13 protein-coding genes are annotated in these 24,245 nt (G+C 74.9%); all 13 read left to right on the forward strand.

Features of this window, described 5'->3' with window-relative positions; all coding sequences use genetic code 11:
- The first annotated feature begins 197 nt into the window (after nucleotides 1–197).
- The 13 genes from ACH4N1_RS06235 (at nucleotide 198) to ACH4N1_RS06295 (ending at nucleotide 24,214) form a co-directional block, all read left to right on the forward strand.
- On the forward strand, nucleotides 198–1,886 hold the full coding sequence (locus tag ACH4N1_RS06235; protein ID WP_398094863.1) for a PucR family transcriptional regulator: 1,689 nt from the start codon (nucleotides 198–200) through the stop codon (nucleotides 1,884–1,886).
- A 227-nt stretch (nucleotides 1,887–2,113) separates the two neighbouring features.
- On the forward strand, nucleotides 2,114–3,454 hold the full coding sequence (locus tag ACH4N1_RS06240) for a diaminopimelate decarboxylase (protein WP_398094864.1): 1,341 nt from the start codon (nucleotides 2,114–2,116) through the stop codon (nucleotides 3,452–3,454).
- Nucleotides 3,455–3,487: 33 nt separating this feature from the next.
- A complete protein-coding gene (locus ACH4N1_RS06245; RefSeq protein WP_398094866.1) occupies nucleotides 3,488–3,718 on the forward strand; it encodes a hypothetical protein in 231 nt (76 codons plus the stop codon).
- Nucleotides 3,719–4,092: 374 nt separating this feature from the next.
- Nucleotides 4,093–4,980, forward strand: a complete 888-nt coding sequence (locus ACH4N1_RS06250) for a universal stress protein (RefSeq protein WP_398094868.1) — start codon at nucleotides 4,093–4,095, stop codon at nucleotides 4,978–4,980.
- A 349-nt stretch (nucleotides 4,981–5,329) separates the two neighbouring features.
- Nucleotides 5,330–7,294, forward strand: a complete 1,965-nt coding sequence (locus ACH4N1_RS06255; protein WP_398094869.1) for a YncE family protein — start codon at nucleotides 5,330–5,332, stop codon at nucleotides 7,292–7,294.
- 273 nt (nucleotides 7,295–7,567) lie between these two features.
- Nucleotides 7,568–10,666 carry a PA14 domain-containing protein gene (locus ACH4N1_RS06260; protein ID WP_398094870.1) on the forward strand — a complete coding sequence of 1,033 codons (3,099 nt, stop codon included), beginning with the start codon at nucleotides 7,568–7,570 and terminating at the stop codon, nucleotides 10,664–10,666.
- A gap of 258 nt (nucleotides 10,667–10,924) precedes the next feature.
- Nucleotides 10,925–13,423, forward strand: a complete 2,499-nt coding sequence (locus ACH4N1_RS06265) for a SpoIIE family protein phosphatase (protein WP_398094872.1) — start codon at nucleotides 10,925–10,927, stop codon at nucleotides 13,421–13,423.
- Between the two features lie 300 nt (nucleotides 13,424–13,723).
- Nucleotides 13,724–14,212 carry a hypothetical protein gene (locus tag ACH4N1_RS06270; RefSeq protein WP_398094873.1) on the forward strand — a complete coding sequence of 163 codons (489 nt, stop codon included), beginning with the start codon at nucleotides 13,724–13,726 and terminating at the stop codon, nucleotides 14,210–14,212.
- A gap of 246 nt (nucleotides 14,213–14,458) precedes the next feature.
- The gene (locus tag ACH4N1_RS06275; protein ID WP_398094874.1) at nucleotides 14,459–16,492 is read left to right on the forward strand and encodes a flotillin family protein; all 2,034 of its coding nucleotides are present in this window, start codon (nucleotides 14,459–14,461) and stop codon (nucleotides 16,490–16,492) included.
- 94 nt (nucleotides 16,493–16,586) lie between these two features.
- Nucleotides 16,587–21,500: a DNA repair ATPase gene (locus ACH4N1_RS06280; RefSeq protein WP_398094876.1), complete on the forward strand. Its 4,914-nt coding sequence runs from the start codon at nucleotides 16,587–16,589 to the stop codon at nucleotides 21,498–21,500.
- 98 nt (nucleotides 21,501–21,598) lie between these two features.
- Complete coding sequence (locus ACH4N1_RS06285) at nucleotides 21,599–22,678, forward strand: PucR family transcriptional regulator (protein ID WP_398094877.1); 1,080 nt, start codon at nucleotides 21,599–21,601, stop codon at nucleotides 22,676–22,678.
- A gap of 210 nt (nucleotides 22,679–22,888) precedes the next feature.
- Nucleotides 22,889–23,275, forward strand: coding sequence for a BlaI/MecI/CopY family transcriptional regulator (locus ACH4N1_RS06290; protein ID WP_398094879.1), 387 nt, complete (start codon nucleotides 22,889–22,891; stop codon nucleotides 23,273–23,275).
- Nucleotides 23,276–23,281: 6 nt separating this feature from the next.
- Nucleotides 23,282–24,214: a M56 family metallopeptidase gene (locus tag ACH4N1_RS06295; protein WP_398094881.1), complete on the forward strand. Its 933-nt coding sequence runs from the start codon at nucleotides 23,282–23,284 to the stop codon at nucleotides 24,212–24,214.
- The last annotated feature ends 31 nt before the right edge of the window (nucleotides 24,215–24,245 follow it).

Consider the following 24,245-nt stretch of genomic DNA (forward strand, 5'->3'; position numbering starts at 1 on the left):
ACCGGCCCGGCCCCGTGACGCACTCGGTTCCGGTGACCCGTTCGACCCCGCGACGCGTTCGACCCCGCGACGCGTTCGACCCCGCGACGCGTTCGACCCCGCGACGCGTTCGGCCCCGTGACGCGCCCGGTCACGGTGCCCCGCTCGGTTCCGGTGACCTGTTCGGGTGACTCCTCCTACACTCGCCGTCACACACCGTGCCGACGGAAGGGGGCCGGATGGTGCCGGACGCGATGGCCGGGCCGGGGGGCGACGCGGTGCCGGGCCCGACACTGAACCGGCTGCTGTCGGTCATGGGGGCCGGTGCGCTGGAGCTGTGCGTGGCTCCGCGCGGCCTCGAGGTCGTGGTCGAGGGGGTCACGGTGCTGGACCCGCTGGACCGGGGGCCTGCGCGGGGGCAGGTGCTGCTGGCGGTGGGCGTCGACCCGCGGTCGGCCGCCGCCGTCGACGCCGTGCGCGAAGCCGCCGGATCGGGCGCCGTCGCGGTCGTCTTCGGGCAGGGCGGGTCGGGGCCGCTCCCCGGGGCGCTGCGGGCGGCGGCCGAGGACGGCGGGACGGCGCTGCTGTTGCGGACGGCGTGGTGCGGCTGGACCGAGCTGGTCGGGGCGCTGCGGGCCGGTCTGGTCCTGTCCGGGTCGCCCGCCGATCCGGCGGTGTCCGCCGTGCCGCCGGGCGACCTGAACGGGCTGGCCGACGCGGTCGCGGTCCTGGTCGGCGGCGCGGTGACGATCGAGGACCTGGAGTCCCGCGTCCTGGCGTACTCGTCCACGAAGGAGGAGGTGGACGAGCTGCGCCGGCTGACGATCCTCGGCCGCCGGGTGCCCGAGTGGCGGGTCTCCGCCATGCGGGAGGCCGGGTTCTTCCGGGCCCTGTGGGGTTCGGGGGACGTCATCCACCGGCCGGCGCACGGGGACAACCCCGAACGCCTGGTGGTGGCCGTCCGGGCGGGCGGCGAGGTCCTCGGCTCGATCTGGGTGGCGGCCGCGGGCGGCGACCTCCCGCCGCACGCCTTCGACACCCTGCGGTCGGCGGCACGGGTGGCCGCCACGCACCTGCTGCACCACCGGTCCCACCGGTCGCACGCCCGCCTGGCCGAGGACGCGGCCCGCGCGCTGCTCGACGGACGCGGATCCGCCGCCGTCCTGACCGAACGCACCGGGATACCGGCGCGGGGGCACTGCGCCGTGCTGGCGGTGCGCACCGGCGCGTCCGGCAGGGCCGAGGAGACCGCGAAGCTGTGCGCGCTGCTGGCGGTGCGGTGCGGCGCGTACGACGTCACCCCGGTGGTGCTGCCGGTCGACCGGGGCGCCCTGGTCCTGCTCGGCGCGCTGCACCAGGACGTGCGCCGGGCCGGCGAGCAGGTGGCGCGGACGGGGGCGGCCCTGGTGCGGCAGGTGGCCGACACGTTCGGACCCGACGCGAGGATCGGCCTGGGCACCGTGGTCGAGACCCTGGCGGACCTGCCCGGGTCCCGCCGGTCGGCGGACCTGGCGCTGCGGGCCCTGCTCTCGCCGGGAGAACACCGCACCGTCGCCTTCGCGAGCGAGGTGGCCGAGACCATCGCCCTGAACCAGATGCTGGACACGCTGACGGGGACGGGGACAGAGACGGGGACGGAGCCGGCCCCGGACACGCCGGTGGCGCGACTGCTGGCGTACGACGCCGGGCACGGCGGCGGCACGATGGTGCGGACCCTGCGCGCCTACCTCGACCACTTCGGTCACGTGCCGGACACCGCGCGGGCGTTGGGCGTGCACGCCAACAGCCTGCGGCACCGGATCGGCCGGCTCACCGAGGTGTCCGGGCTCGACCTCGGCAGCCCGGACGCCCGGCTCCTCGCGCAGCTGCAACTGCGGCTGCTGGAGCGCGAGGGCGGGCAGGACTGAGGCGGAGGGTCGCGTCGGGCGCCGCCACGAGGAAGGAGCGGTTCCTTCGTGCCCGCGCACCAGGACGACCGTCCCCCGCCCGCGGTTTCGCTCCACGGCGAGAACCGCGGTGCGCGACACCGGAACTCCCGACGAGGACACCCGCACCGCCGCGCGGGGAACCTGATGGTCCCGCCGCACGGCAGGCGTGCGGCGGTCGGGACTCCAAGGCTCCGGGAAGGTGCGGAATGAGCGTTTCTGCCAGGAACAGCGGGTACGAGGGCGAGACCGGGGCGGCCCGGCGCGAGCGCATCCTGCGGGCGGCCGTCGGGCAGGGACTCCTGGACCCCGACACCGCGCTGCTGGCCGGGTTCGTCGACCTCGACGGCGTCGAGGGGACCGTCACCTCCCTGCGGAACGCGTTCCCCGACTCCCTCCAGGTCCTGCACGCGTTCGCGGCCAAGGCGAACTGCCTGGTCCCCGTCCTGGAGGAACTGCGCCGGGGCGGCATGGGCTGCGAGGTGGCCAGCGCCGGCGAACTGGCCCGGGCGCTCGAAGCCGGCTTCGACCCCGCGCACATCGTGTTCGACTCCCCGGCCAAGACCCGGGCGGAACTGGCCCGTGCCCTGAGCCTCGGCGTCGCCGTGAACGCGGACAGCTTCCAGGAACTGGCGCGCATCGACGACATCCTCGCCACCCGCGACACCGGCTCCCGGATCGGCGTGCGGGTCAACCCCCAGGTCGGCGGCGGCTCGATCAGCGCCATGAGCACGGCCACCGCGACCTCCAAGTTCGGCATCCCGCTGACGGACGAGGGCAACCGGCGGCGTCTGCTGCGGGCGTACCGCGACCGCCCCTGGCTCACCTGGGTGCACACGCACGTCGGCTCGCAGGGCTGCCCCCTGGACCTGATCGCCGAGGGCATCGCGCAGGCGGTGGCGTTCGCCGAGGAGATCAACGCCCACCTCGGCCGCCGGCAGGTCACCGGCATCGACATCGGGGGAGGACTGCCCGTCAACTTCGCCGACGACGAGACGACGCCCGGCTTCGACACCTACGTGGACCGCCTGCGCGAACACGCCCCGGCCCTGTTCTCCGGCGCCTACGAGATCGTCACCGAGTTCGGCCGCTCCGTCCTGGCCAAGAACGGGTTCATGGCCGCGTACGTCGAGTACACCAAGACCGTCGGCGGCCGCCCCATCGCCATCACCCACGCCGGCGCCCAGGTCGCCACCCGCACCGTGTTCGCCCCCGACGCCTGGCCCCTGCGGATCGAGGCCCACGACCCCGACGGCACCGCCAAGCACGGCCGGCCCGTCGCCCAGGACGTCGCGGGCCCGTGCTGCTTCGCCGGCGACCTGCTGGCCCGCGACCGCGAGCTGCCCCTCCTCGACGCCGGCGACCTCGTCGTCGTACCGGACACCGGCGCCTACTACTTCTCCACGCCGTTCCACTACAACAGCCTGCCCGAGCCCGCCGTCCACGGCGCCCGGGTCGACGCCGACGGCCGCGTCACCTTCCGCCCGCTCCGCCCCGCCCCGACCGCCGACCACGCCGTTCCCGCCGTCGCGGTCCTCGCGGAGCGATGACCGGTTCTCCGCAGAAAGGCAGGTGCAGCAGCCATGAACGTACGGCGCGCCCGCTCGGGGCGCCCCACGGAGCCGCCCCGGCGGGAAGCCGTCCGACGCCGGCTGTCCACCACGGCCGCGCGCTGCCGCCGTACGGCGTGCGACCTCACCCGGTGGCTCTCCCGGCGCCGCCGCGCAGCGGCCGACCAGTTCCTGCGGGGCGCCTGCTACGGCGCCGGCACGGCCGTGGCCGGTCTCGTGGCGGTATGGCTGCGGACCCGCTGACGGCGCCGATGGGTGGGGCGCGGCCCCGCGGGCACGGGTTCGACGGGGAGGGTCCACCCGCTTCTCGCGGATCCTGATCACGCGGTGCGCAGCTCCCGGCTGCTCCTCCGCGTCCCTGTACGGGCCCTCCCCGTCACCCACAGGACACCACGGGCGTCACCGCGCGCAGAAGGGCCGTACGGTCCCCCGCCCAGGGCCGGACGGGCACGGGCGCGGGCCCGGGTCCGGCGTGCGACGCGTCGCCGCCGCGGGGAGGTGCCGGCCGGCCCGGGGCGACGGCACCGTCCGGCCCCGTGCCGAAGGGCGGCGACGGGGCCACCCTGGAGGGGGAGCGAACGCGTTCCCCAGGAGCCGGGCATGTGACGGGAGGCGCGATGAGCGGTCTGGTGGTCGTCGGTGTGGACGGGGCGGAGTCGAGTCTCGCCGCGGTGGAGGAGGCCGCGCGGGAGGCACGGGCCCGTGGCGCGGGCCTGCGGATCGTGCACGCGTTCGTCTGGCCCGCGATGCACGTGCCCACGGGTCCCTCGCCGCTGGGGCCGCCCGAGGGCGGGATCCGCGCCATGGTCGACCGTCTGACGGCCGAGGCGGTCGAGCGCGCGCGGGCGGCGGCGCCGGACGTCGACGTCCGGCACGCGGTGGTGACCGGTGAACCGCTGACGGTCCTTGAGGCGCAGTCGCGCGAGGCGGAGCTGGTGGTCGTCGGGTCGCGGGGGATGGGCGGGTTCGTCGGCCTCCTGGTCGGGTCGACCGCCGTGCACCTGGCGGCGCACGGCCGGTGTCCGGTGCTGGTGGTGCGCGAGCCGGCCCGTGCCGACGGCCCGGTCGTCGTGGGCGTCGACGGCTCGGCGGCGGGCCGCCGGGCGGTGGACTTCGCGTTCGCCGAGGCGGAGCTGCGGAAGGTGCCGCTGGTGGCGCTGCACGCCTGGACCACGTGGAACGCGCCGCTGCCCGCCCCGCAGGACGCCTCGGAGCCGTACGCGAACCCGCCGGGCGCCCTCGCCGCCGAGGAGGAGCGCCTGCTGTCCGAGGCGCTCGCCGGCTTCCGCGAGCGGTATCCCGGTGTGGTGGTGGACCACGAGGTGGTGCACGGCGGCGCACGGGAGGCGCTGATCGAGGCGAGCCGGTCCGCGCAACTGGTCGTGGCCGCCGCGCGGGGCCGCGGCGGTTTCACCGGGCTGCTACTCGGCTCCGTCAGCCAGGCCCTGCTGCACCACGCCCACTGCCCGGTCGCGGTGGTGCGGGGAGCGGACCCGTCCCCCTGACCACGCCCACCGTCCCGTCACGTTCGCCCGCGGCGGGGAGCGACCGCGTCTGAACGGACTCCGTCCGGCCGCCCGCGGCGGGCACCGGGCCCGGCCGTCCGCCGTACCGGCCGTCGACCGTACCGGCCGTCGACCGTACCGGCCGTCCGCCGTACCGGCCGTCGACCGTCCCGGCCGTCCGCCGGCCGGCGATATTTCCGTCCTTGATTGTCACTGGCATGCCATACGCTGCTCTCCTCGGCGGCGTCCACACACCCGTTCGTCGGTGTGAGGGGGGACGCGCGGCCTTTTCGTCTTCGCCCGGGCGACCGACCGGGCTGCTTCTGTGGGGGTTCACATCATCGTGCGCATGCGCACCCTTTCGACCGCGACCGCCCTCGCGGTCGTCTTCAGCTCCGCGGTCCTCGCCGTGGGCACCGCGGGGACGGCCGTGGCCGACTCCGCCAGGACGCTTCCGGTGAAGTCGGTCGGCGACCTCGTCGTGGACGGCGCCCACCAGCGCGTCTACGTCTCCGACCCGACCGGCGGCAAGATCGTCGTCACCGACTACACGGGCGCCGTGAAGGCCACGCTGACCGGGCTCTCCGGCGTGTCCGGCCTCGCCCTGTCCGCCGACTCCGGACAGGTGTACGCCGCCGTGACGAACGGCGACCGGATCGTCTCGGTGGACACGGCGACGTACGCGCAGACCGCGAGCTATCCGGTCGGCGCCGCTCCGGGCGACCTGGAGGTGGTGGACGGCCGGATCTGGTTCGCCCACGACACCGACTTCGGTTCGCTGGACGTCTCCGGCGCCGAACCCGTCGTCCACCTCGCCGAGCGGGGCGACGTCGGCTTCCACGGCGCGTTCGGGATGTTCCTGGCGGCCGACCCGGCCGTCCCGGGCGTCCTGGTGGCGGGCAACGGCGGCACGCTCGCCGTGTACGACGTCACGGCCGACGGAGCCACGCTGCGGAGCAAGGGCGACATGGACACCGCCGTGAAGCAGCTGGACCTGACGCCGGACGGCAGCCAGGTGCTCACCTCGTGGGGCAGCCCCGAGTACGGCTACGGCATCGGCGCCTACTCGACCACCGACCTCACGAAGGCGGCGGGTTACCCCATCGACGCGTACCCGAACGCCGTACGGGTCGCGCCCGACGGCAGCGTCGCGGGCGGCAGCTTCTCCTGGTACGAACCCGACGTGCACATCCACCGGCCCGGTGACCCGGAGCCGACGCGGGAGTACGACTTCCCCAACACCGGCAACAGCAGCGGCGCCGACACCCTCGTGGACGGGGCGCTGGCCTGGGCGCCGGACGCGAGCCGCGTCTTCGCCGTCTCCGTGAACACCTACGGCACGTACACCCTGCGCGCCCTGACCGACCCGACCAAGGAGCTGCCCGCCCTCACGGTGTCGGCCCCCACGACGGCGGAGCGGGCCAGGAAGCTCACCGTCACCGGCCGGCTGACCTCGAGGACGCCCCTTCCCGCGGGCACCGCCCTGAGGGTGATCCGCACCGACGTGGAGTCCCCGAGCGGCAAGGCCCTGGCCGCCGTCAGGACGAGGGCCGACGGCGGTTTCTCCTTCACGGACACCCCGCCCGCCGGCGGCAAGGTCACCTACAAGGTGTCCTACGCGGGCGACGCCACGCACGCCCCCGCCGCCGGCCACGACGCGGTGCAGGTCTCGCGCAAGGCGACCGCGCTGACCCTGAACAACAACGGCAAGCTGTACGCGTACGGCAAGGACGTCACGTTCACCGCGCACCTCGGCACGACGTACAAGAACCGCACCGTCGCGATCTACGCGGACCCCTTCGGCTCCGACAAGCCGAAGAGGCTGCTGAAGAAGGCCAGGGTCAACTCCGGCGGCAACCTGTCGGCGGTCGTCGACATGACCCGTGACACCACCGTCACCGCCGTCTTCGACGGCGACGCACGGTACGCCTCCAAGACCGTGAAGTCGACGGCGTACGCCCAGGTGAAGATCTCCACCGCCGTCTCCCGGCACTACAAGACGGGCAAGATCGGCTCCACGACGTACTACTACTTCCGCAAGAACACCGACCCGGTGTTCACCACGACGATGAACTACTACGCGGGCCGCCAGCAGCGGTTCCAGCTCCAGGTCTACTACCAGGGCTCCTGGTACGACTCCGGGTCCCAGTACTTCGCCCTGGCCACCAACGGCAAGTCCGCCGTACGCCTGGAGGCGCCCGGCGACTCCGGCATCCGGGCCCGGATGCGCTCGTCGTACGTCAACGGATCCTCCGGCGACTCCGTCAACTCCACCACCCACGGCGCCTGGAAGTACTTCGCCTTCACCAACTGACCGTGGCACCGAACCCGCTCCGGCCGACGTCGTACCGGAGCGGGTGACGTGTCGTCAGTTTTCCTTCCCACAAACGGATTTAACGGCTCCTTTTGCCTCATGCGGTGAACTCCTGTCGATAAGAGGCGATTTGTGCGGGTGTTCCGCACGATGTCGCACGCGAACTGTTGTTCGCATGCCATCATCGCGAGACAGCGATTGATCACCCGGTGGACCACCCGAGCCGTCACGTCCGAGGCGGTGCGCCGGGCCCGAGGAAGGATGACGCCCCGGATGGGCAGACCCGTTCCCCCGCAATCCCGTGTCCGCGCGCCGCACCGGCTGCTGTGGCCCGTCACGGCCGCCGCCGGAGCCGCGCTCGTCGCCGCCACCGTGCAACTCCCGCCCCAGGCACCGCCGGACGCGACGCCGGTCGCGTCCGTGACCTGCTCCGCCGGGGTGTGGAAGGCCGACTACTACGCCAACACCACTCTCACCGGAACGCCCCGCAAGTCCCTGTGCGACACCTCCGTCAACGAGAGCTGGGGCCGGGGCCACCCCGCCGGCACAGCGCTGCCCGACGACCGTTTCGGCGTCCGCTGGACGATGCGCCGCAACTTCGGCGGAGGCGGCCCCTTCCTGCTGAAGACCGCGGCCCAGGACGGCGTCCGGGTCTGGATCGACGGCAAGCGCCACGTCAACCTGTGGCGCGACTACACCTCCACCCAGCGCACGAGCGTCAAGGTGACCGTGCCCGCCGGCCCGCACACCGTGCGCGTCGACTACGTGGCGCTCACGGGCCCGGCCGACGTCTCCGTCGGCCTCACCCCGACCACGCCGGACCGGACCGCCCCGCTGGCCCCCGCCTCCGTGAAGGCGGCGCGCGGTGACGGCCGCGCCACCATCGGCTGGGCCCGCAACGCCGAGGCGGATCTGGCCGGTTACCGGGTCTACCGTTCCACCAGCACCCCCGTGGCGATCGACAGCGCCCACCGGATCAGCGGTTCCGGCCTGCTCACCGGCAGTTCGTTCACCTCGACCGGGCTGCGCAACGGCACCGCGTACTGGTTCGCCGTCACCGCCGTCGACCGCTCCGGCAACCAGTCCCGCGCCTCGGCCGGCGTCTCGGCCGTCCCGGCCGACACCACCCCGCCGAGGGCTCCCGACATCCTGGGGGCCGACGGCTACGGCGACATCGACCTCAACGGCAACGGCCTGCCCGACCCCGACGACGACCTCGGCGAGAACCACCTGAGCTGGGGCCCCAGTTGGGACGACGACTACAGCACGCGGGACGCGTTCGCCGGCTACCACGTCTACCGCGCCACCGCCCCCGGCGGCCCGTGGACGAGGATCCGCAGCGCCGACGCCCGGGTCGTCCAGGACAACGCCTACGCCGACAAGGACGCCCCGATCGGCATCACCGCGTACTACCGGGTGACGGCCGTCGACACCGCGGGCAACGAGTCCGCCCCGGCCACCACCGAGCCCGGTGAGTACGCCCCGGCCGTCGCCTCCGCGCTCCGCCCCGACACCGGGCTCTACCCGCCGCAGCGGCCCACCGGTCTCACCGGCGGGCCGAACGGCGGCGACGCCGTGCTGGACTGGGCCGACAACCCGGTCGGCAGCCCCGTGCACGGCCCGACCGCCGGCTACCAGGTGCAGTCCGCCGCCTCCGCCTCCGGCCCCTGGACCCCGCGCGGCGGCGACGCACCGCTGACCGCCTCGCGGTTCACCGACACCACCCTGCCCGAGGGCGGCACCCGCCACTACCGGGTGCGCGCCGTCGGCAAGGCCGTCGACGCCGACACCCCGCCCGCGTACTCGGCCTGGACCGAGCCGGTCGCGGTCAGCCGCCCGCTGCCGCCGGACACCACCGCGCCGGCCGCGCCCGGCACGCCCGAGGTCACCGCTCCCGAGGGGGGCACCACCGTCACCCTGGCCTGGACCACCAACGGCTGGCCGGGCTACGACGAGGACTTCGCCGGCTACCAGGTCACCCGCGGCACGTCCCCCGACGGCCCGTTCACCGACGTCGGCGCCCTCCGCACCCCGCAGTGCGCCGCCGTGCCGGACACCGAGGAACGGGTCCGCTGCACCCTCACCGACGGCCCGATCGCCGCCGACGCCACCCCGTACTACCGGGTCGTCGCGGTCGACCGGGCGGGCAACCGCTCCTCCGGCACCGTGGTCCGGCTCAAGCGGCCGCTCCCGCCGGCGCCCAAGCCGCCCACGCCCACCGGCCTGACCGCCACCCGCGTCGACGCCGGCATCCTCCTCGACTGGGACGACTCGCCCGCGTCGGAGGTCTACCTCTACTACCTGTACCGCACGACCTACGGCAGCCCCTGCGCGAGCGCCGACACCTTCCACACGGCCGACTCGTCCTACGTCGACACCAGCCCCTGGCGCATGGCCCGGTACTGCCTGACGGTGCGCGGCTTCCAGGGCAACTACAGCGACCCGGTCTGGATCGACGTCAGCGACGAGCCCGCCCCCGCCCCGCAGGCGCCCGAGATGCCGACCGCGACGGGCGCCGCCGACGGCATCCGGCTGACCTGGCCCGTCAACGACCCCGCCGCGGCCCGCTACGAGATCTGGCGCCGCACCGAGACCGCCCCCGAGTACCTCCAGCAGGCCGGCATCCCCGCGACGGCCTCCCCGGAGTGGACCGACACCGGCGCACCCGCCGGCGTGCCCTCCTGCTACCGGACCGTCGCCGTGAACGCGACGGGCGGCCGCTCGGGCCTGTCCGAGGACACCTGCGCGCTGCGCCCGTACCCCGAGGGCACCGCGCGCCCCGACCGGCCCGCGGGGCTCGCCGCCCGGCCGGACGGCGACCGGGCGGTGCTGTCCTGGCAGCCGGTGCCCGGCGCCACCGGCTACCTCGTGTACCGGTACTGGGGCGACGCCGCCCACCCCGGCACCCCGGTCCAGGACCAGCCGGTGACCGCCGCCACCGTGACCGACACCGCGGCCCCCTCCCCGTCCTCCAACGCCTACTACGCGGTGGTCGCCGTGGCCGCCGACGGCGTGCGCTCCGAGGCCGCGGTGCTGCCGTGGACGGGCGACGGCTACGGCGCCTCCATGAGCCTGGCCGCGAGCGGCTCGGCGGACGGCGTGCTGCTCACCTGGAAGTGGTCCTGCCAGAACGAGTGGTGCCCGGCACCCTCCTCGGTCGCGGTCCAGCGCTGGAACCCCGCCACCCAGGTGTGGGACGAGCTGACCTCGACCCTGCCCGGCACCGCCGTGTCCTACCTGGACACGGCCGCACCGGCCGGGGCCACGTCCCACTACCGGGTGCAGGTCTACGGCCAGGACGGCGACGTCCCCGAACAGATGGGCTACGGAGCGGTCCCGGGGACCCGCCCGCCGGCGCCCGCCCCGAACTGACACCCGGCCCGAACCGGCACCCGGCCCGAACCGGCACCCCCACCGAGCCCGCCCCGCCGTCCGTCCTCCCGACGGGCGGCGGGGCGGGCTCCACCGTTCTCCGCCCGGGACCGCGCGTCGGGTCCGGACGGGCGACGCCGACGGCGGGGGCGGGAGCAGGAGCGGTGCCAGAGCGGTGCATCACCGCACATTTCTCCTTTGTCGCTTCTAACCTGAAGAATGCCGACCGTTAATCGGTCCTTCCTCACAAGGAACGCGGTGACGACAGAGCAGCAGGCGCCCGAGCCGCCCGAGCCGCCCGGCCCACGGGGAGCGGCGCAGGCGGACGGTCTGCCGTTCCGGCCGTCGGTCCTGGCCGCCGCTCGCGCGGTGGCCCGTGCCGCCGCCCTGACGGCCGCCCTGCTCGGCGCGGTGAGCCTGGCCGGATGGGTCGTCGACGTCGACGCGCTCAAGAGCGTGCTGCCCGGCGACCCGGTGGCCATGAAGGCGAACACCGCCGTGGCCGTGCTGGCCCTGGGGCTCTCCCTGTACCTGGTGGCCACCGGTCCCGTCCGCGCGCGGGTCGTCGTGGCCCGGGCCGCCGCGGCCCTGGCCGCCCTGATCGGCGTACTCACCGTCCTGGAGTACACGACCGGGGCGGACCTCGGCATCGACGAACTCCTCTTCACCGACGACACCGCGGCGACGGCCACGGGAACGCCCGGCCGGATGGCCCCCAACACGGCCGCGGCGCTGGCCCTCGGGGCCCTGGCGTCACTGTGCGCCAGTACGCCCCGGGTCCCCGCCCGGGTCAGTCAGATCCCGGGCCTGGCCGTGGGCGCCCTCGGCATGCTGCGGCTGTACGGGGCCGCCTACGCGGTGCCCGAGCTGGAGCGGTTCGGCGCCTACACGGGGATGGCCCTGCACACCGCGCTCGCCCTGGTGCTGCTGGGCACGGCCGCCTTCCTGGCCCGGCCGGACGAGGGTCCCGCGGGACTGCTGACGAACGCGGGCACCACGGGCGCGCTGGGCCGGTGGCTGTTCGCCACCGTCGTGGTCGTGCCGCCGCTGCTGGGCTGGACCGTCCTGACGGGCGAGGACGCGGGGCTGTTCGGGGCGCGGCTGGGCACCGCGCTCCTGGTGTGCGGCCACGTCGCGGTGTTCACCGCGGTCGTCCTCACCGCCCTGGCCGTGGGCCGCCGGGTCGAGGTGGCGCACGCGCGCGCCGAATGGCAGGTGCGGCAGAACGCGCTGCTGCAGGCCTTCATGGACCACACCCCGGCCGCGGTGTTCATCAAGGACCTCGAAGGCCGCTACCTGGCGGTCAACACGAGGTTCGAGGAGACCACGGGCCTGCCCCGGGACCGGGCGCTGGGCCACCGGGACCGGGACGTCCTGCCCCCCGTGCTGGCGCGTCAGGTGCGGGCCGCCGACCGCGTCGTGCTGGCCGCGGGCGTCCCGGTGCAGAGCGAGGAGTCGATGACCCTTCCGGGCGGCCCCCGGGACCTCCTCATCTCCCTGTTCCCCCTCAACGACCCGAGCGGCACGCCCTACGCGCTGTGCGGCGTGGTCACCGACGTCACCGAGCGCGCCGCGGCGCAGCGCGAGGTCCAGCGCTCCCACCGGCGCTTCCGCGCGCTGCTGGAGTCCGCGCCCGACGCCACCCTGATCGCGGACGGCCGGGGCGTCGTCGTCATGGCCAACGCACAGGTGGAACCCCTGTTCGGGCGGGCGCCGGGCGACCTCGTCGGGACCGGGGTCGTCGACCTGGCGCCCGGTCCGCGCCGCCGGCGGCACGGCGCCCTCCTCGCCGCCTACCTGCGCCTGCGCGACCCGAGGCCGACGGTCACGGACCGGGGCCTGTACGGGCTGCGCGGCGACGGCGGCGAGTTCCCCGTCGAGGTGAGCATCAGCAGCCTGCGCACCGAGCAGGAGACCCTGGTGTTCCTGACCGTGCGGGACATCACCGAACGCAGACGGGCCGAGGCCGAGCGCGCCGAGCGCTACGAGCAGCAACGGCACATCGCCTACACCCTGCAGCACAGCCTCATGGGTGAGCCGCCCCGCCTCCCGTACCTGCCCAGCGCCCACCGCTACCTGGCGTCCGTCCAGGACCCCGGCGTCGGCGGCGACTGGTTCGACGTCATCCCCCTCGACGGGCGCCGTACCGGCGTCGTCGTCGGCGACGTGATGGGCCGGGGCCTGGAGGCGGCGGCCGTCATGGGACAGCTGCGTGCCGCCTCGCACGCGCTGGCCCGCACCGGCACGACGCCCGGCCGGCTCATGACCGGGCTGGACGCGTTCGTCGGCGACCTGGCGGACCAGCTCGTCACCTGCGTCTACCTGGTGATCGACCAGGACGCGTGCGAGGTCACCCTGTGCTCGGCCGGGCACCTGCCCGTCATCGTCCTGCCCCCCGACGGGCCCGCCCGCCGGCTGCCGGCACCGGTCGGTGTGCCGCTGGGCGTCAACGACGCCTGCGGCGGCGGGATGCCGTTCGAGGAGGCGACCCGGCCGCTGCCGCCGGGCAGCACCCTGGTGCTCTACACCGACGGACTGGTCGAACGGCCCGGCACCGACATCGAGGCCCGGATCGGCCTGCTCACCCGCGCCCTGGACGGCGTCCCGAAGGACGCCCTCGCGGACCCGGAGAGCCTCGACCGGGCGGCGTCCCGCCTGATCGGAACCCTCATCCCCGACACGGCCGTCCACGACGACGACGTGACCCTGCTGATGATCACCGTGCCCGCCCGGGAAGGGAAGGACCCCCGCGCCTGACGGCCGGTCCCGGAACCCGGTGACCCGCCGGACGCGTGGTCCGGGTTCCGGAGGGCGGCCCCGGCGCCCTCCTGACGCCCTCCTGACGCCTTCTTGGCGCCTTCTTGGCGGGGCACCGGCATGGACGGTCCGGCCAAGACTGCCGGGATCCGGCAATGCGGTGAGGTGCCGGCGCGGGCAGGATGGGGGCAAGGGGAGCACACGGGGAAGGTCTCGATGCCGAGCACCGGCAGGTGCCCGGCATCAGGCCGCCCGGGCGTGCCGAGGCCGTCGTGGACGGGTCCGATCGGGGGGTTGGGAATGCGGACGTTCTTCATGGTCGCCACCGGGTTTCCGACCTTCCTGTTCACCGTCCCCCTGCTGGTGGCCGCGGGCTTCTGGCTGCTGGTCGCGGTGGGGGCCGCCGACCCCCGCACGTTCGACGAGGACGCGGACCTCGGCGCGCTGGGGCTGGGCGGCGTACCGGTCGCGGTCGCGGTCTCCCTGTGGACGGCCCTCGCCTGGGCCGGGAGTCTCGGCGCGGCCGTCCTGCTGGAGCCGCTCGCTTCCCCGGGGCCGGCGCGTGCGCTGACGGGGCTCGCCGTCCTCGCCGCCGCCCCCGCGCTCTCGTGGTGCGCGACCCGGGCGCTGGTACGGCTGCCGCGACGCCTGCGCCCCGATGAACCCGGGCCGTCCACGCCGGACTCCGCCGGGCCGCTCCGCGCGGTCCGTCCGGAGCGGGCGGACGACGGCCTCTTCCGCAGCGACCGCCCCGACGCGGCACACCGGGCACCCGGTCGGGCCGCCTGAGCCGCGGCCACCACCGCGGCCGCAGCACAGCCACCACCGCAGCACAGTCATCACCCCGGCACAGTCACCACCGCGGCACAGCCATCACCGCACACCGCTCCGGCCTGCGGGAGCGGCCTCCAGGGGAGCACGGGAGCGCGGGTCCGCTTCCGGACCCCGGCATGCGCTCCCTCCCGCTCCTTCCGACTCCCGAGGACGTCCGGGCCCTCCCGGTCCCGGGTACCTCACCTGCCAAGGATGCTTCTCATGACCGCCATCACCGTGGGCGTCGGCGTCTGCCTGCTCACCGCGCTCCTCCTCTTCCTCGCCGTCTCCCTCCTGTTCCGCAAGGTCGAGCAGGGCAAGGCCCTGATCGTCTCCAAGCTGCGCAAGGTCGACGTGACCTTCACGGGGCAGGTCGTGCTGCCCGTGCTCCACAAGGCCGAGGTGATGGACATCTCGGTGAAGACCATCGAGATCACCCGGGCCGGCAAGGAGGGGCTGATCTGCCGGGACAACATCCGCGCCGACATCCGCATCTCGTTCTTCGTGAAGGTCAACAAGACCGTCGAGGACGTCGTCAAGGTCGCCCAGGCCGTCGGCACGGCACGGGCGAGCGACCGGAACACGCTGCAGGAGCTGTTCCACGCGAAGTTCTCCGAGGCCCTGAAGACCGTCGGCAAGCAACTGGACTTCACCGACCTGTACACCAAGCGCGAGGAACTGCGGTACCGGATCATCGAGGTCATCGGCGTCGACCTCAACGGCTACCACCTGGAGGACGCGGCGATCGACTACCTGGAGCAGACGCCGGTCACCCAGCTCGACCCGGCCAACGTCCTCGACGCCCAGGGCATCCGCAAGATCACCGAGTTGACGGCGATCGAGCACGTGCGCACCAACGAGTTCCGGCGCCACGAGGAGAAGGAGATCACCCGGCAGAACGTCGACGCCCGCGAGGCCGTCCTGGAGCTGGAGCGCCGCCAGGCCGACGCCGAGATCAAGCAGCGGCGGGAGATCGAGACGGTGCGGGCCAGGGAGGAGGCCGAGACGGCGCGGGTGGTGGAGGAGGAGCGGCTGCGGGCGCAGAGCGCGTTCCTGAGGACCGAGGAGCAGCTCGGGGTGCAGCGCGAGAACCAGGCCCGTGAGGTCGCCGTCGCCGCGAAGAACCGCGAGCGGGTCATCGCCGTCGAGAGCGAGCGGATCGAGAAGGACCGCCTCCTCGAGGTCATCGCCCGCGAGCGGGAGACGGGGCTGACGCGGATCGCCGCCGAGAAGGAGGTCGAGGCGGAGAAGCGGGAGATCGCCGAGGTGATCCGGGAGCGGGTCGCCGTGGACCGCACGGTCGCCGAGCAGGAGGAGTCGATCAAGAAGCTGCGTGCCGTGGAGGAGGCGGAGCGGCAGCGGCAGGCCGTCGTCATCGCCGCCGAGGCGCAGGCGCAGGAGAGGCTGGTCAAGGACATCAAGGCCGCGGAGGCCGCCGAGCAGGCCGCCGTGCACCGTGCCGCCGAGGAACTCACCCTCGCCGAGGCCCGGTTGAAGAGCGCCGACCTCGACGCGCGGGCCAGGCTGCGGCTGGCGGAGGGCGTCCAGGCGGAGGCCGCCGCGGAGGGCCTGGCGGCCGTCCGGGTCCGGGACAAGGAGGCCGAGGTCGTCGAGAAGACCGGCCGGGCCGAGGCCGGGGCGGCCGAGGCGCGGCTGCGGGCCGAGGCGGAGGGCGTACGGGTGAAGGCGCTCGCCGAGGCCGAGGGCATCGGCGAGAAGCTGAAGGCGGAGGCGGCCGGCCTGACGGAGAAGGCGGCGGCGATGGCCGCGCTCGACGAGGCGTCCCGCGGCCACGAGGAGTACCGGCTGCGGCTCCAGGCGGAGAAGGACATCCGGCTGGCCGGACTCGAGACGCAGAAGCACGTCGCCGAGGCGCAGGCCACCGTCCTCGCCACCGGGCTGGAGAACGCCGACATCAACATTGTGGGAGGCGAGTCCGTCTTCTTCGACCGCCTGGTCTCCTCCATCGCGCTCGGCAGGAGCGTCGACGGGTTCGTCCAGCACTCCGAGACGGCACAGGCCCTCGCTGGGCCCTGGCTGGACGGCTCCGCGAACCTCGCCGACGACCTCGGCCGGATCCTCGGCCCGGTCTCCACGGCCGACGTGCGGAACCTGACCGTCTCCGCGCTGCTGATGAAGCTGATGAAGACGGGCGGGGCCGACTCCGGCGCCCTGCGGCAACTGCTCGACAGGGCCGGTGAGCTGGGTGTCGCGGACGCCTCGCTCGCCGCCCTGAACGGCGGCGCCGAGGTCTGACAGGCCGCGGTCCGGAGCTGCCGCACAGGGGACGGCAGCTCCGGACCGCTCTCCCGGCTTCTGAGAACTTCTGAGAACCTCCGAGAGGGACCCCATGACCACCGGCCCGGACACCGGTACGTACGAGGTGCTGCGCGACCGGCTCACCGCGCAGGCCGCCGAACTCGCCCGCCGCGCCGAGGCGCTCGACAGCCGCCGGGCCGAGGAGTTCGGCGCGACGCGCCTCGAACTCGCAGGCACCGAGCACCTGCGCACCGAGCACACCTGCGTGCCCCGCGACCTCGTCGCCCTCGGTGACGTGCTGCTCCTCGGCCACCACGCGCTCACCGGCCGGGGGCCCGACACGGCCGTGGGCGACGTCTTCGCGCTGCACGACCGCGACCTGAACCGGCTGCCCGACGACGCCGTGCCCGGCCTGCTCGACGACCCCGGCTTCGTACGGGAGTTCGCGGCCCTGCACCGCTACTACAGCCAGGCCCGTCTGCTGCGTCTGAGCCACGTCGACGGCAGGCTCCTGGCCGTGTTCCGGACCGGCGCCGCGGCGGGCGATCTCCGCGTCCTGCGCTGGGCGCTCACCGACGACGGGCAGGTGTCCTTCCTGGACGCGCGCGGCGACCGTGACCACGTCCCGCCGCCCGCCCACGACTTCACCTGGACGGAGACGACCCGCGAGGACCACGTCCTCGGCCGCCACCCGCACGTGTCCGTCGCGGGCGAACTCCTCGTCACCACCGTCGGCGGCGCCCTCACCGTCAGGACCGAGGACGACCCGGAGACGGGCGAGGGCATCCACTCCGAACCCGTCGACGAGCCGTTGCAGGCGCTCGCCGACGCCGACATCGCGTACGCGCGGGTGGGCGCCCTGATCCTGCTGCGGGTCCGCCCCTACAAGGAGGACGCCCACCGGTACCTGGTGTTCAACACGCTCACCAGGAGCGTCGTCCGCCTCGACGGCGTCGGGCAGGCGTGCCGGCGCCTGCCCGACGACCAGGGCATCGTCTTTCCTGGCGGCTACTGCCTGGCCACCGGCACGCACAGGACCTTCGACGGCATCGCCGGCCCCTCGCACCCGGCGGCGCCGGAGTTCGAGCGGGTGGTCCGCTCGCCCGACGGCGAGGACGTCCTCTTCGCGTTCCGCGCACCCGTGGCGGGCCGCAGCCTCCTGCTGTCGTACAACGTGATCCGCAAGGCGGTCGCGGCCCCCCTGACCTGCCGGGGCTGGGCCCTCCTCGACGACGGCACGCTGGTCCTGCTGCGCGGCGAGGGCGACGAGCCGCAACGCGTCCACCCCGTCCAGCTGTGGCGGTCCCCCTACCTCTCCGACACCCGTGCCGCCGCCCGGCCCGTCGGCGACGGCCCGCTCGCCCGCGTCGGCAACGCCGATCTCGTGCGGGGCATCTCCGACTGCCTGTCCATCGCCGGGACGGTCGCCGGGACCACCCCGACGAGCGAGATGTACGAGGCGCTGGTCGCGGCCTGCGACCGGACGGCCGACACACGCCACTGGCTGGGGGACCCCGAACTCGGCGATCTGCGGGAGCCGCTCACAAAGGTGCGGACGACGGCCGAGCAGGTGCTGACCGAGTTCGGGACCGTCCGGGCACTGACCCGGCAGGCCGCCGACGCGCTCGACGAGGCGGCGGACCGGGCCGCCCGGGTGGTGCGTCGGCTGCGGGGGGAGGTCCCGCGGGGCGCCGCCGCCTGGGTGTCCGGCCTGACCGAACTGCGGCAGGCGCACGGACACCTGCTCACGCTCAAGGACCTGCGGTACGCCGACCCGGCCCGCGTCGACGAACTGGCCGCGGACGTCGAGGCCGACCTCGCCTCGTTCGGGCGGCGGGCGGTCGCGCACCTGGCCCGCGACGACGCGTTCGCCGACCAGCACGCGGACGTCGAACGGCTCCTCGCGGACGCCGCCGCCGTCACCACCGTCGCCGGGGCCGCGCCCGTCGCCGCCCGCATCGACGAACTCGCCGGCGCGCTGGGCACGGTGACCGAGGTCGTCGCGGGCCTCGCCATCGACGACGCGACCGTCCGCACGGCCGTCCTGGAGCGGATCTCCGAGGTCCTGGCCGGCGTCAACCGGGCCCGCGCCGTCCTCGACGGCCGCCGCGGCGAGCTGCGCGGCCGCGAGGGACGCGCCGGGTTCGCCGCCGAGTTCGCCCTGCTCGGCCAGGCCGTCACCGGCGCCCTCGTGTCCGCCGACAGCCCCGAGGCGTGCGACGACCACCTCGCCCGCCTGCTCCTCCAGGTGGAGGACCTGGAGGCGCGGTGCGCCGAGTTCGACGGGTCCGACGGGTCCGACGACCTCCTCGGCGAACTCGCCGGCCGGCGCGACGAGATCCACGAGGCGTTCTCCGTCCGCAAGCAGAACCTCGCCGACACCCGGGCCCGCCGCGCCGAACGCCTCGCCGACTCGGCGGACCGGGTCCTGCGGACGGTCGCCCGCCGGGCCCGCGCGCTCCCCGACGAGGACGCCGTCGCCACGTACTTCGGCTCCGACCCGATGCCCGCCAAGGTCCGCCGCACCGCCGACGACCTGCGCGCACTCGGCGACCGGATCCGGGCGCAGGAGCTGGACGGCCGCCTCGAGGCCGCCCGCCAGGAGGCCGGGCGCGCCCTGCGCGACCGCACCGACCTGTACGCCGACGACGGCCGCACCGTCCGCCTGGGCACCCACCGCTTCGCGGTGAACACCCAGCCGCTCGACCTGACCCTCGTCCCGCACGGCGACGGACTGGCCTTCGCGATCACCGGCACCGACTACCGCTCCCCGGTCACCGACCCCGGCTTCGACGCGACCGGCCCGTACGCGGACCGCCCGCTGCCGTCGGAGTCGCCCGGCGTCTACCGCGCCGAACACCTCGCCGCCCGGCTGCTCGACGAGCACGGCCCGACCGGGCTCGCCGGGGCCGACCTGCCCGCCCTCGTGCGCCGGGCGGCCCAGGAGGCGTACGACGAGGGGTACGAGCGCGGAGTCCACGACCACGACACCGTCCTCATCCTCACCGCGCTGCTCCGCCTGTACGAGGGCGCGGGCCCGCTCCGCCACGAGCCGGTGGCCCGCGCGGCCGCGCAGCTGTTCTGGGCGCACCGCACGACGGCCGGTGAGCGGGAGGCGTGGACCCGCCGGGCCGTGTCCCTCGCCCGCGCCCGGGAGGCGTTCGGGCCCGCGCCCGCGATCTCCGGCCTGCGGGAGGAGCTGGCGGAGGCGATCGGCGGGGCGACCGCGGACGCCGCCTCCGCCTACCTCCTCGAGGAACTGACCGGCGGTCCCGACGGCTTCGTCGTCGGCGCCGGCGCCCGCGCCCTGCTCGACGCGTTCCACCGCACGGTGGGCACACCGGCCTACCGCGAGGACCTCACCGCCCTGGAGGACCTGGGCGCGCGCCGGCAGCTGGTAGAGGCGTGGCTGTCGGCGTACGCCACCGCCACCGGCACGGACGTCGCACCCGGTGACCTGGCGGAGGCGGTGGCCGCCGAGCTGTGCCCGGACCTGACCCGGTACGGGTCCGACGCGCCCCTGACCGAGACGGTCGAGGGCCTGCGCGGCTCCCACCCCCGCCTCACCGGCGGCACCCTCACGGTCCGGGTCGACGAACTCCTCGCCCGCACGAGGGCGTTCCGGACGCACGAGGTGCCCGCCCACCGGGCCCACCAGCGTCGCCGCACGGCCCTGGCGGCCGAGGAGCGCGCGCGGCTGCGCCTGGACGAACACCGCCCGCGGGTGATGTCCGCGTTCGTCCGCAACCGGCTCGTCGACGAGGTGTACCTGCCGCTCGTCGGCGACAGCCTCGCCAAGCAGCTCGGCACCACGGGCGAGTCGGGGCGCACCGGCACCGGCGGCCTGCTGCTGCTCGTCTCCCCGCCCGGCTACGGCAAGACGACCCTCGTGGAGTACGTCGCCGACCGCCTCGGCCTGATGCTGGTGAAGGTCAGCGGCCCCGCCCTCGGCCACGCGGTGACCTCGTTCGACCCCGCCGAGGCCCCGAACGCCACCGCCCGCCGGGAGGTCGAGAAGATCAACTTCGCGCTGGAGGCGGGCACCAACACCCTCCTGTACCTCGACGACATCCAGCACACCTCGCCCGAACTGCTGCAGAGGTTCATCCCGCTGTGCGACGCCACCCGTCGCGTCGACGGAGTGCGGGACGGCGAGCCGCACACGTACGACCTGCGCGGCAAGCGCTTCGCGGTGTGCATGGCCGGCAACCCGTACACCGAGTCCGGCGGCCGCTTCCAGGTACCCGACATGCTCGCCAACCGCGCCGACGTGTGGAACCTCGGCGATGTCCTGACCGGCAAGGAGGACGCCTTCGCCGCCAGCTTCGTCGAGAACGCCCTCACCGCCGACCCGGTCCTCGCCCCGCTCGCCGGGCGCCGCCGCGACGACCTCGACCTGCTCGTCCGGCTCGCCGGGCACGACCCCACGGCCCGCGCCGACCGGCTCACCCACCCGTACGCCCCCGCGGAGCTGGAACGCGTCCTCGCGGTCCTGGGCCACCTGCTCACGATCCGCGAGACGGTCCTGGCCGTGAACGCCGCGTACCTCGCCTCCGCCGCGCAGTCCGAGGCCACCCGCACCGAGCCGCCCTTCCGGCTCCAGGGCTCGTACCGCAACATGAACAAGATCGCCCAGCGCGTCCGGCCCGTCATGAACGCCGCCGAAGTGGCGGCCCTGATCGACGACCACTACCGGGCGGAGGCCCAGACCCTCACCACCGGCGCCGAGGCCGGCCTGCTCAAACTGGCCGAACTGCGGGGCACGCTCACGCCCGGACAGGCGGCCCGCTGGGCGGAGGTGAAAGCCGCCCACGTCCGCACCCTGGCCCTCGGCGGCCCGGAGGACGACCCTCTCGTCCGTGCGGTCGCCGCCCTGGGCCTGCTGGCCGACCGGATCGCCGCCGTGGAGTCGGCCATCTCCCGCGCCGCCGACCCGCGCACCCCGCTCACGCACCCCAACGGCCGGCACGCGGCCCACCCGGTGTACCGCGCCGAGGGGCACTGAGGTGCCACCCGGCGCGTACGGTACGTTTCCGCCGCGGTCGCCGGAGGGATCCGGCGTGCACGGCAGACCGACGACGCATTCGATTCTGGGGGACCGGCATGGCGGGACGGGACGTGTCGGACGGGCGCGAGGAATGCGAGGCCTACCTGGAGGGGTACGCCCGTGTCCTCGCCGACGCCTCGGCGACCGGCCGCCGGCTCTCCCGGGAGGAACTGGCCTCGCGCCGCGCCCTGGGCGAACAGGCCGCGGAGACCGGGATCGGACTGCGCGCCCTGGTCGGAGCCCACCTGGCGGCCACCCGGGCGCACTGGCCCACCGGGAGTGGCGCGTCCGTGGACGACGTGCTGTCCGCCGCCGCGCAGGCCGTCGACGCGTTCGCCGAGGGCTACGAACGGGCCCAGCGGCACGCCGTACGGCAGGAGGAGGCCGCCCGGCGGGAGTTCATCGACGACCTGCTGTACGGCCGCAGCGACCTGGGACGGCTGGCCCAGCGCGCGGAACGCTACGGCCTGCGGCTCTCCTACGAGCACGCGGTCGCCGTGGCCCGTGGCACGGCCGCCCACGACGAGGGCGACCCGGTGCTGCGGGAGGTGGAGCGCGCGCTGATAGGCCGGTTCGGCGACCGCAGCGTCCTCCTCACCACCAAGGACGGCCGGCTCGTGTGCGTCGCCCCCGGCGACCAGGGCGACGTCCTCGCGCACTTCGCCAAGCAGGCGTTCGCCGCGACCGGCGGCGGCCAGGTGGCGATCGGCCGCCCGCACGCCGGCCCGGCGGGCGTCGTCCAGTCGTACGAGGAGGCCCTGAACGCCCTGGACCTGGCCGAACGCCTGGAACTCGACGAGCCCGTGCTGCGCGCCGCCGATCTCCTCGTCTATCCCGTCCTCACCCGTGACCGGCAGGCCATGGCCGACCTGGTGGAGAACACCCTCGGCCCCCTGCGCCGGGCCCGCGGCGGCGCCCAGCCGCTCCTGGACACCCTCACCGCCTACTTCGACTCCGGCTGCGTCCGCGCGGAGGCGGCCCGGCGGCTGTCCCTGAGCGTGCGCGCCTTCACCTACCGCCTGGAGCGCATCCACAAGCTCACCGGCGCCGACCCGTCCGACCCGGTGCACCGCTACAGCCTCCAGACCGCGGTGATCGGCGCACGGCTGCTCGACTGGCCGGCGAAACCCCTCTGACCCGCCCGCCAGGGGGCCGCCGGACGGCGGACCCGGACCGGAAGCGCTCGGACCGCACACGGCGCACCGTGGCGGTCGGTGTGGGAAGAACGCGTCCTGAGGCGCGGGGTTCGTCGGGCGCCGGGCCGGACCTCGGGCCGTCCACCGGACCTCGGGGCGTCTATACGATGTCCGCGCGGGAAACGGGCGGCGGTGGAAGGGAGACGGGGCGTGACGGAGCGGCGGCGGGGTCCCCGGCGGGGGCAGGGCGAGCTGGAGGCGCTGGTCCTGTCGGCGCTCAGGGAGGCGGACGGGCCGGCGACGGCCGGGTGGGTGCAGGAGCGCCTCGGCGGCGGCCTCGCCTACACGACCGTCATCACCATCCTGACCCGGCTGCTGGCCAAGGGGGCGGTCACCCGGGAACGCACGGGCCGGTCCTTCGCCTGGACGTCCGCGTCGGACCAGGCGGGGCTGGCCGCCCACCGGATGCGCAAGGTGCTGGACTCCGAGAGCGACCGGGAGGCGGTGCTGGCCAGTTTCGTGACCGGCCTGGGTCCGGACGACGAGCGGCTGCTGCGGGAGCTGCTGGGTCGGTCGGGGGACGAAGGGGAAGACTGAGGCCTCATGGGGGTGTTCGTCTTTCTGCCGCTGGTGCTGCCCCTGACGGCGTGGCCGGTCGCGCGCCTCGCCGAGCAGCATCTGCATCCGCGGGCCGCGACCCGGTTGCTGACCGGGGTGGCGGCCCTGATGGCCGCGTGCAGCACGCTGTGCCTCGGCCTGGTGATGGTGGTCGGCACCGCCCAGCTGCCCGGCAACCCGCTGCCGGACGGCTGGTCGGACCCCGAGGTGCGCGCGGCGGTCCCCTACGACGAGGTCGTCGGCAAGGCGGCGATTCCCGCCCTCGGCGCGGTGCTGGTGGCATGCGGCAGGGCGCTGTGGCGCCACGGGCGGGTGCGCCGCCGTGCCCACCGGGCGCTGGCCGGCCTGCGGGAGACGGAGGTGGCCGTCCTGGTGGACGACGTCCCCTACGCGTACGCGCTGCCGGGCGGCCGGCGGGACCGCGTGGTCGTGACCACGGCCCTGCTGGAGTGCCTCGAACCGGCCGAGCGCCGGGCGCTGTTCGCCCACGAGCGGGCCCATCTGGCCGCCCGCCACCACCGTTTCCTCCTCACGGTCCAGCTGGCCGCGTGGGCCAACCCGTTCCTGCGGCCCCTGCGGACGGCGGTGGTGTACACGGCGGAGCGGTGGGCGGACGAGGACGCGGCCCAGGCCGTCGGCAGCCGCCGGGCGGTGGCGTGCGCGATCGGCAAGGCGGCCCTGGTCTCCCGCAGCGCTCCGGCGGCGACCCTGGCGGGCCTCGCCGCGGCCGGTCCGGTGCCGCGGCGGGTGGCGGCCCTGCTCGGACCCGCCCCGGCGGTGCGCAGCTGGCCGTCGCTGTTCACGTCGGTGGGTGCGGCGATGTGGGGTGCCGCGGTGGGAGCGGCCGTGTCGGCGATGTCGTCGGCGAACTCCGCCGTGACGATGGTCCTCATCCTGCACGCGGCCACGCCCCTGTGAGCCGGACGCGGCCGCCGCGGGAGACCCCGCC

The sequence above is a fragment of the Streptomyces sp. NPDC017202 genome (assembly GCF_044331705.1).
Taxonomy (GTDB): Bacteria; Actinomycetota; Actinomycetes; order Streptomycetales; family Streptomycetaceae; genus Streptomyces.

Excerpts from the sequence above, each read along its gene's own strand:
- ACH4N1_RS06240 (WP_398094864.1), top strand. The coding sequence starts at position 2,114 with ATGAGCGTTTCTGCCAGGAACAGCGGGTACGAGGGCGAGACCGGGGCG.
- ACH4N1_RS06245 (WP_398094866.1), top strand. The coding sequence starts at position 3,488 with ATGAACGTACGGCGCGCCCGCTCGGGGCGCCCCACGGAGCCGCCCCGG.
- ACH4N1_RS06250 (WP_398094868.1), top strand. The coding sequence starts at position 4,093 with ATGAGCGGTCTGGTGGTCGTCGGTGTGGACGGGGCGGAGTCGAGTCTC.
- ACH4N1_RS06255 (WP_398094869.1), top strand. The coding sequence starts at position 5,330 with ATGCGCACCCTTTCGACCGCGACCGCCCTCGCGGTCGTCTTCAGCTCC.
- ACH4N1_RS06260 (WP_398094870.1), top strand. The coding sequence starts at position 7,568 with ATGGGCAGACCCGTTCCCCCGCAATCCCGTGTCCGCGCGCCGCACCGG.
- ACH4N1_RS06270 (WP_398094873.1), top strand. The coding sequence starts at position 13,724 with ATGCGGACGTTCTTCATGGTCGCCACCGGGTTTCCGACCTTCCTGTTC.
- ACH4N1_RS06275 (WP_398094874.1), top strand. The coding sequence starts at position 14,459 with ATGACCGCCATCACCGTGGGCGTCGGCGTCTGCCTGCTCACCGCGCTC.
- ACH4N1_RS06280 (WP_398094876.1), top strand. The coding sequence starts at position 16,587 with ATGACCACCGGCCCGGACACCGGTACGTACGAGGTGCTGCGCGACCGG.
- ACH4N1_RS06285 (WP_398094877.1), top strand. The coding sequence starts at position 21,599 with ATGGCGGGACGGGACGTGTCGGACGGGCGCGAGGAATGCGAGGCCTAC.
- ACH4N1_RS06295 (WP_398094881.1), top strand. The coding sequence starts at position 23,282 with ATGGGGGTGTTCGTCTTTCTGCCGCTGGTGCTGCCCCTGACGGCGTGG.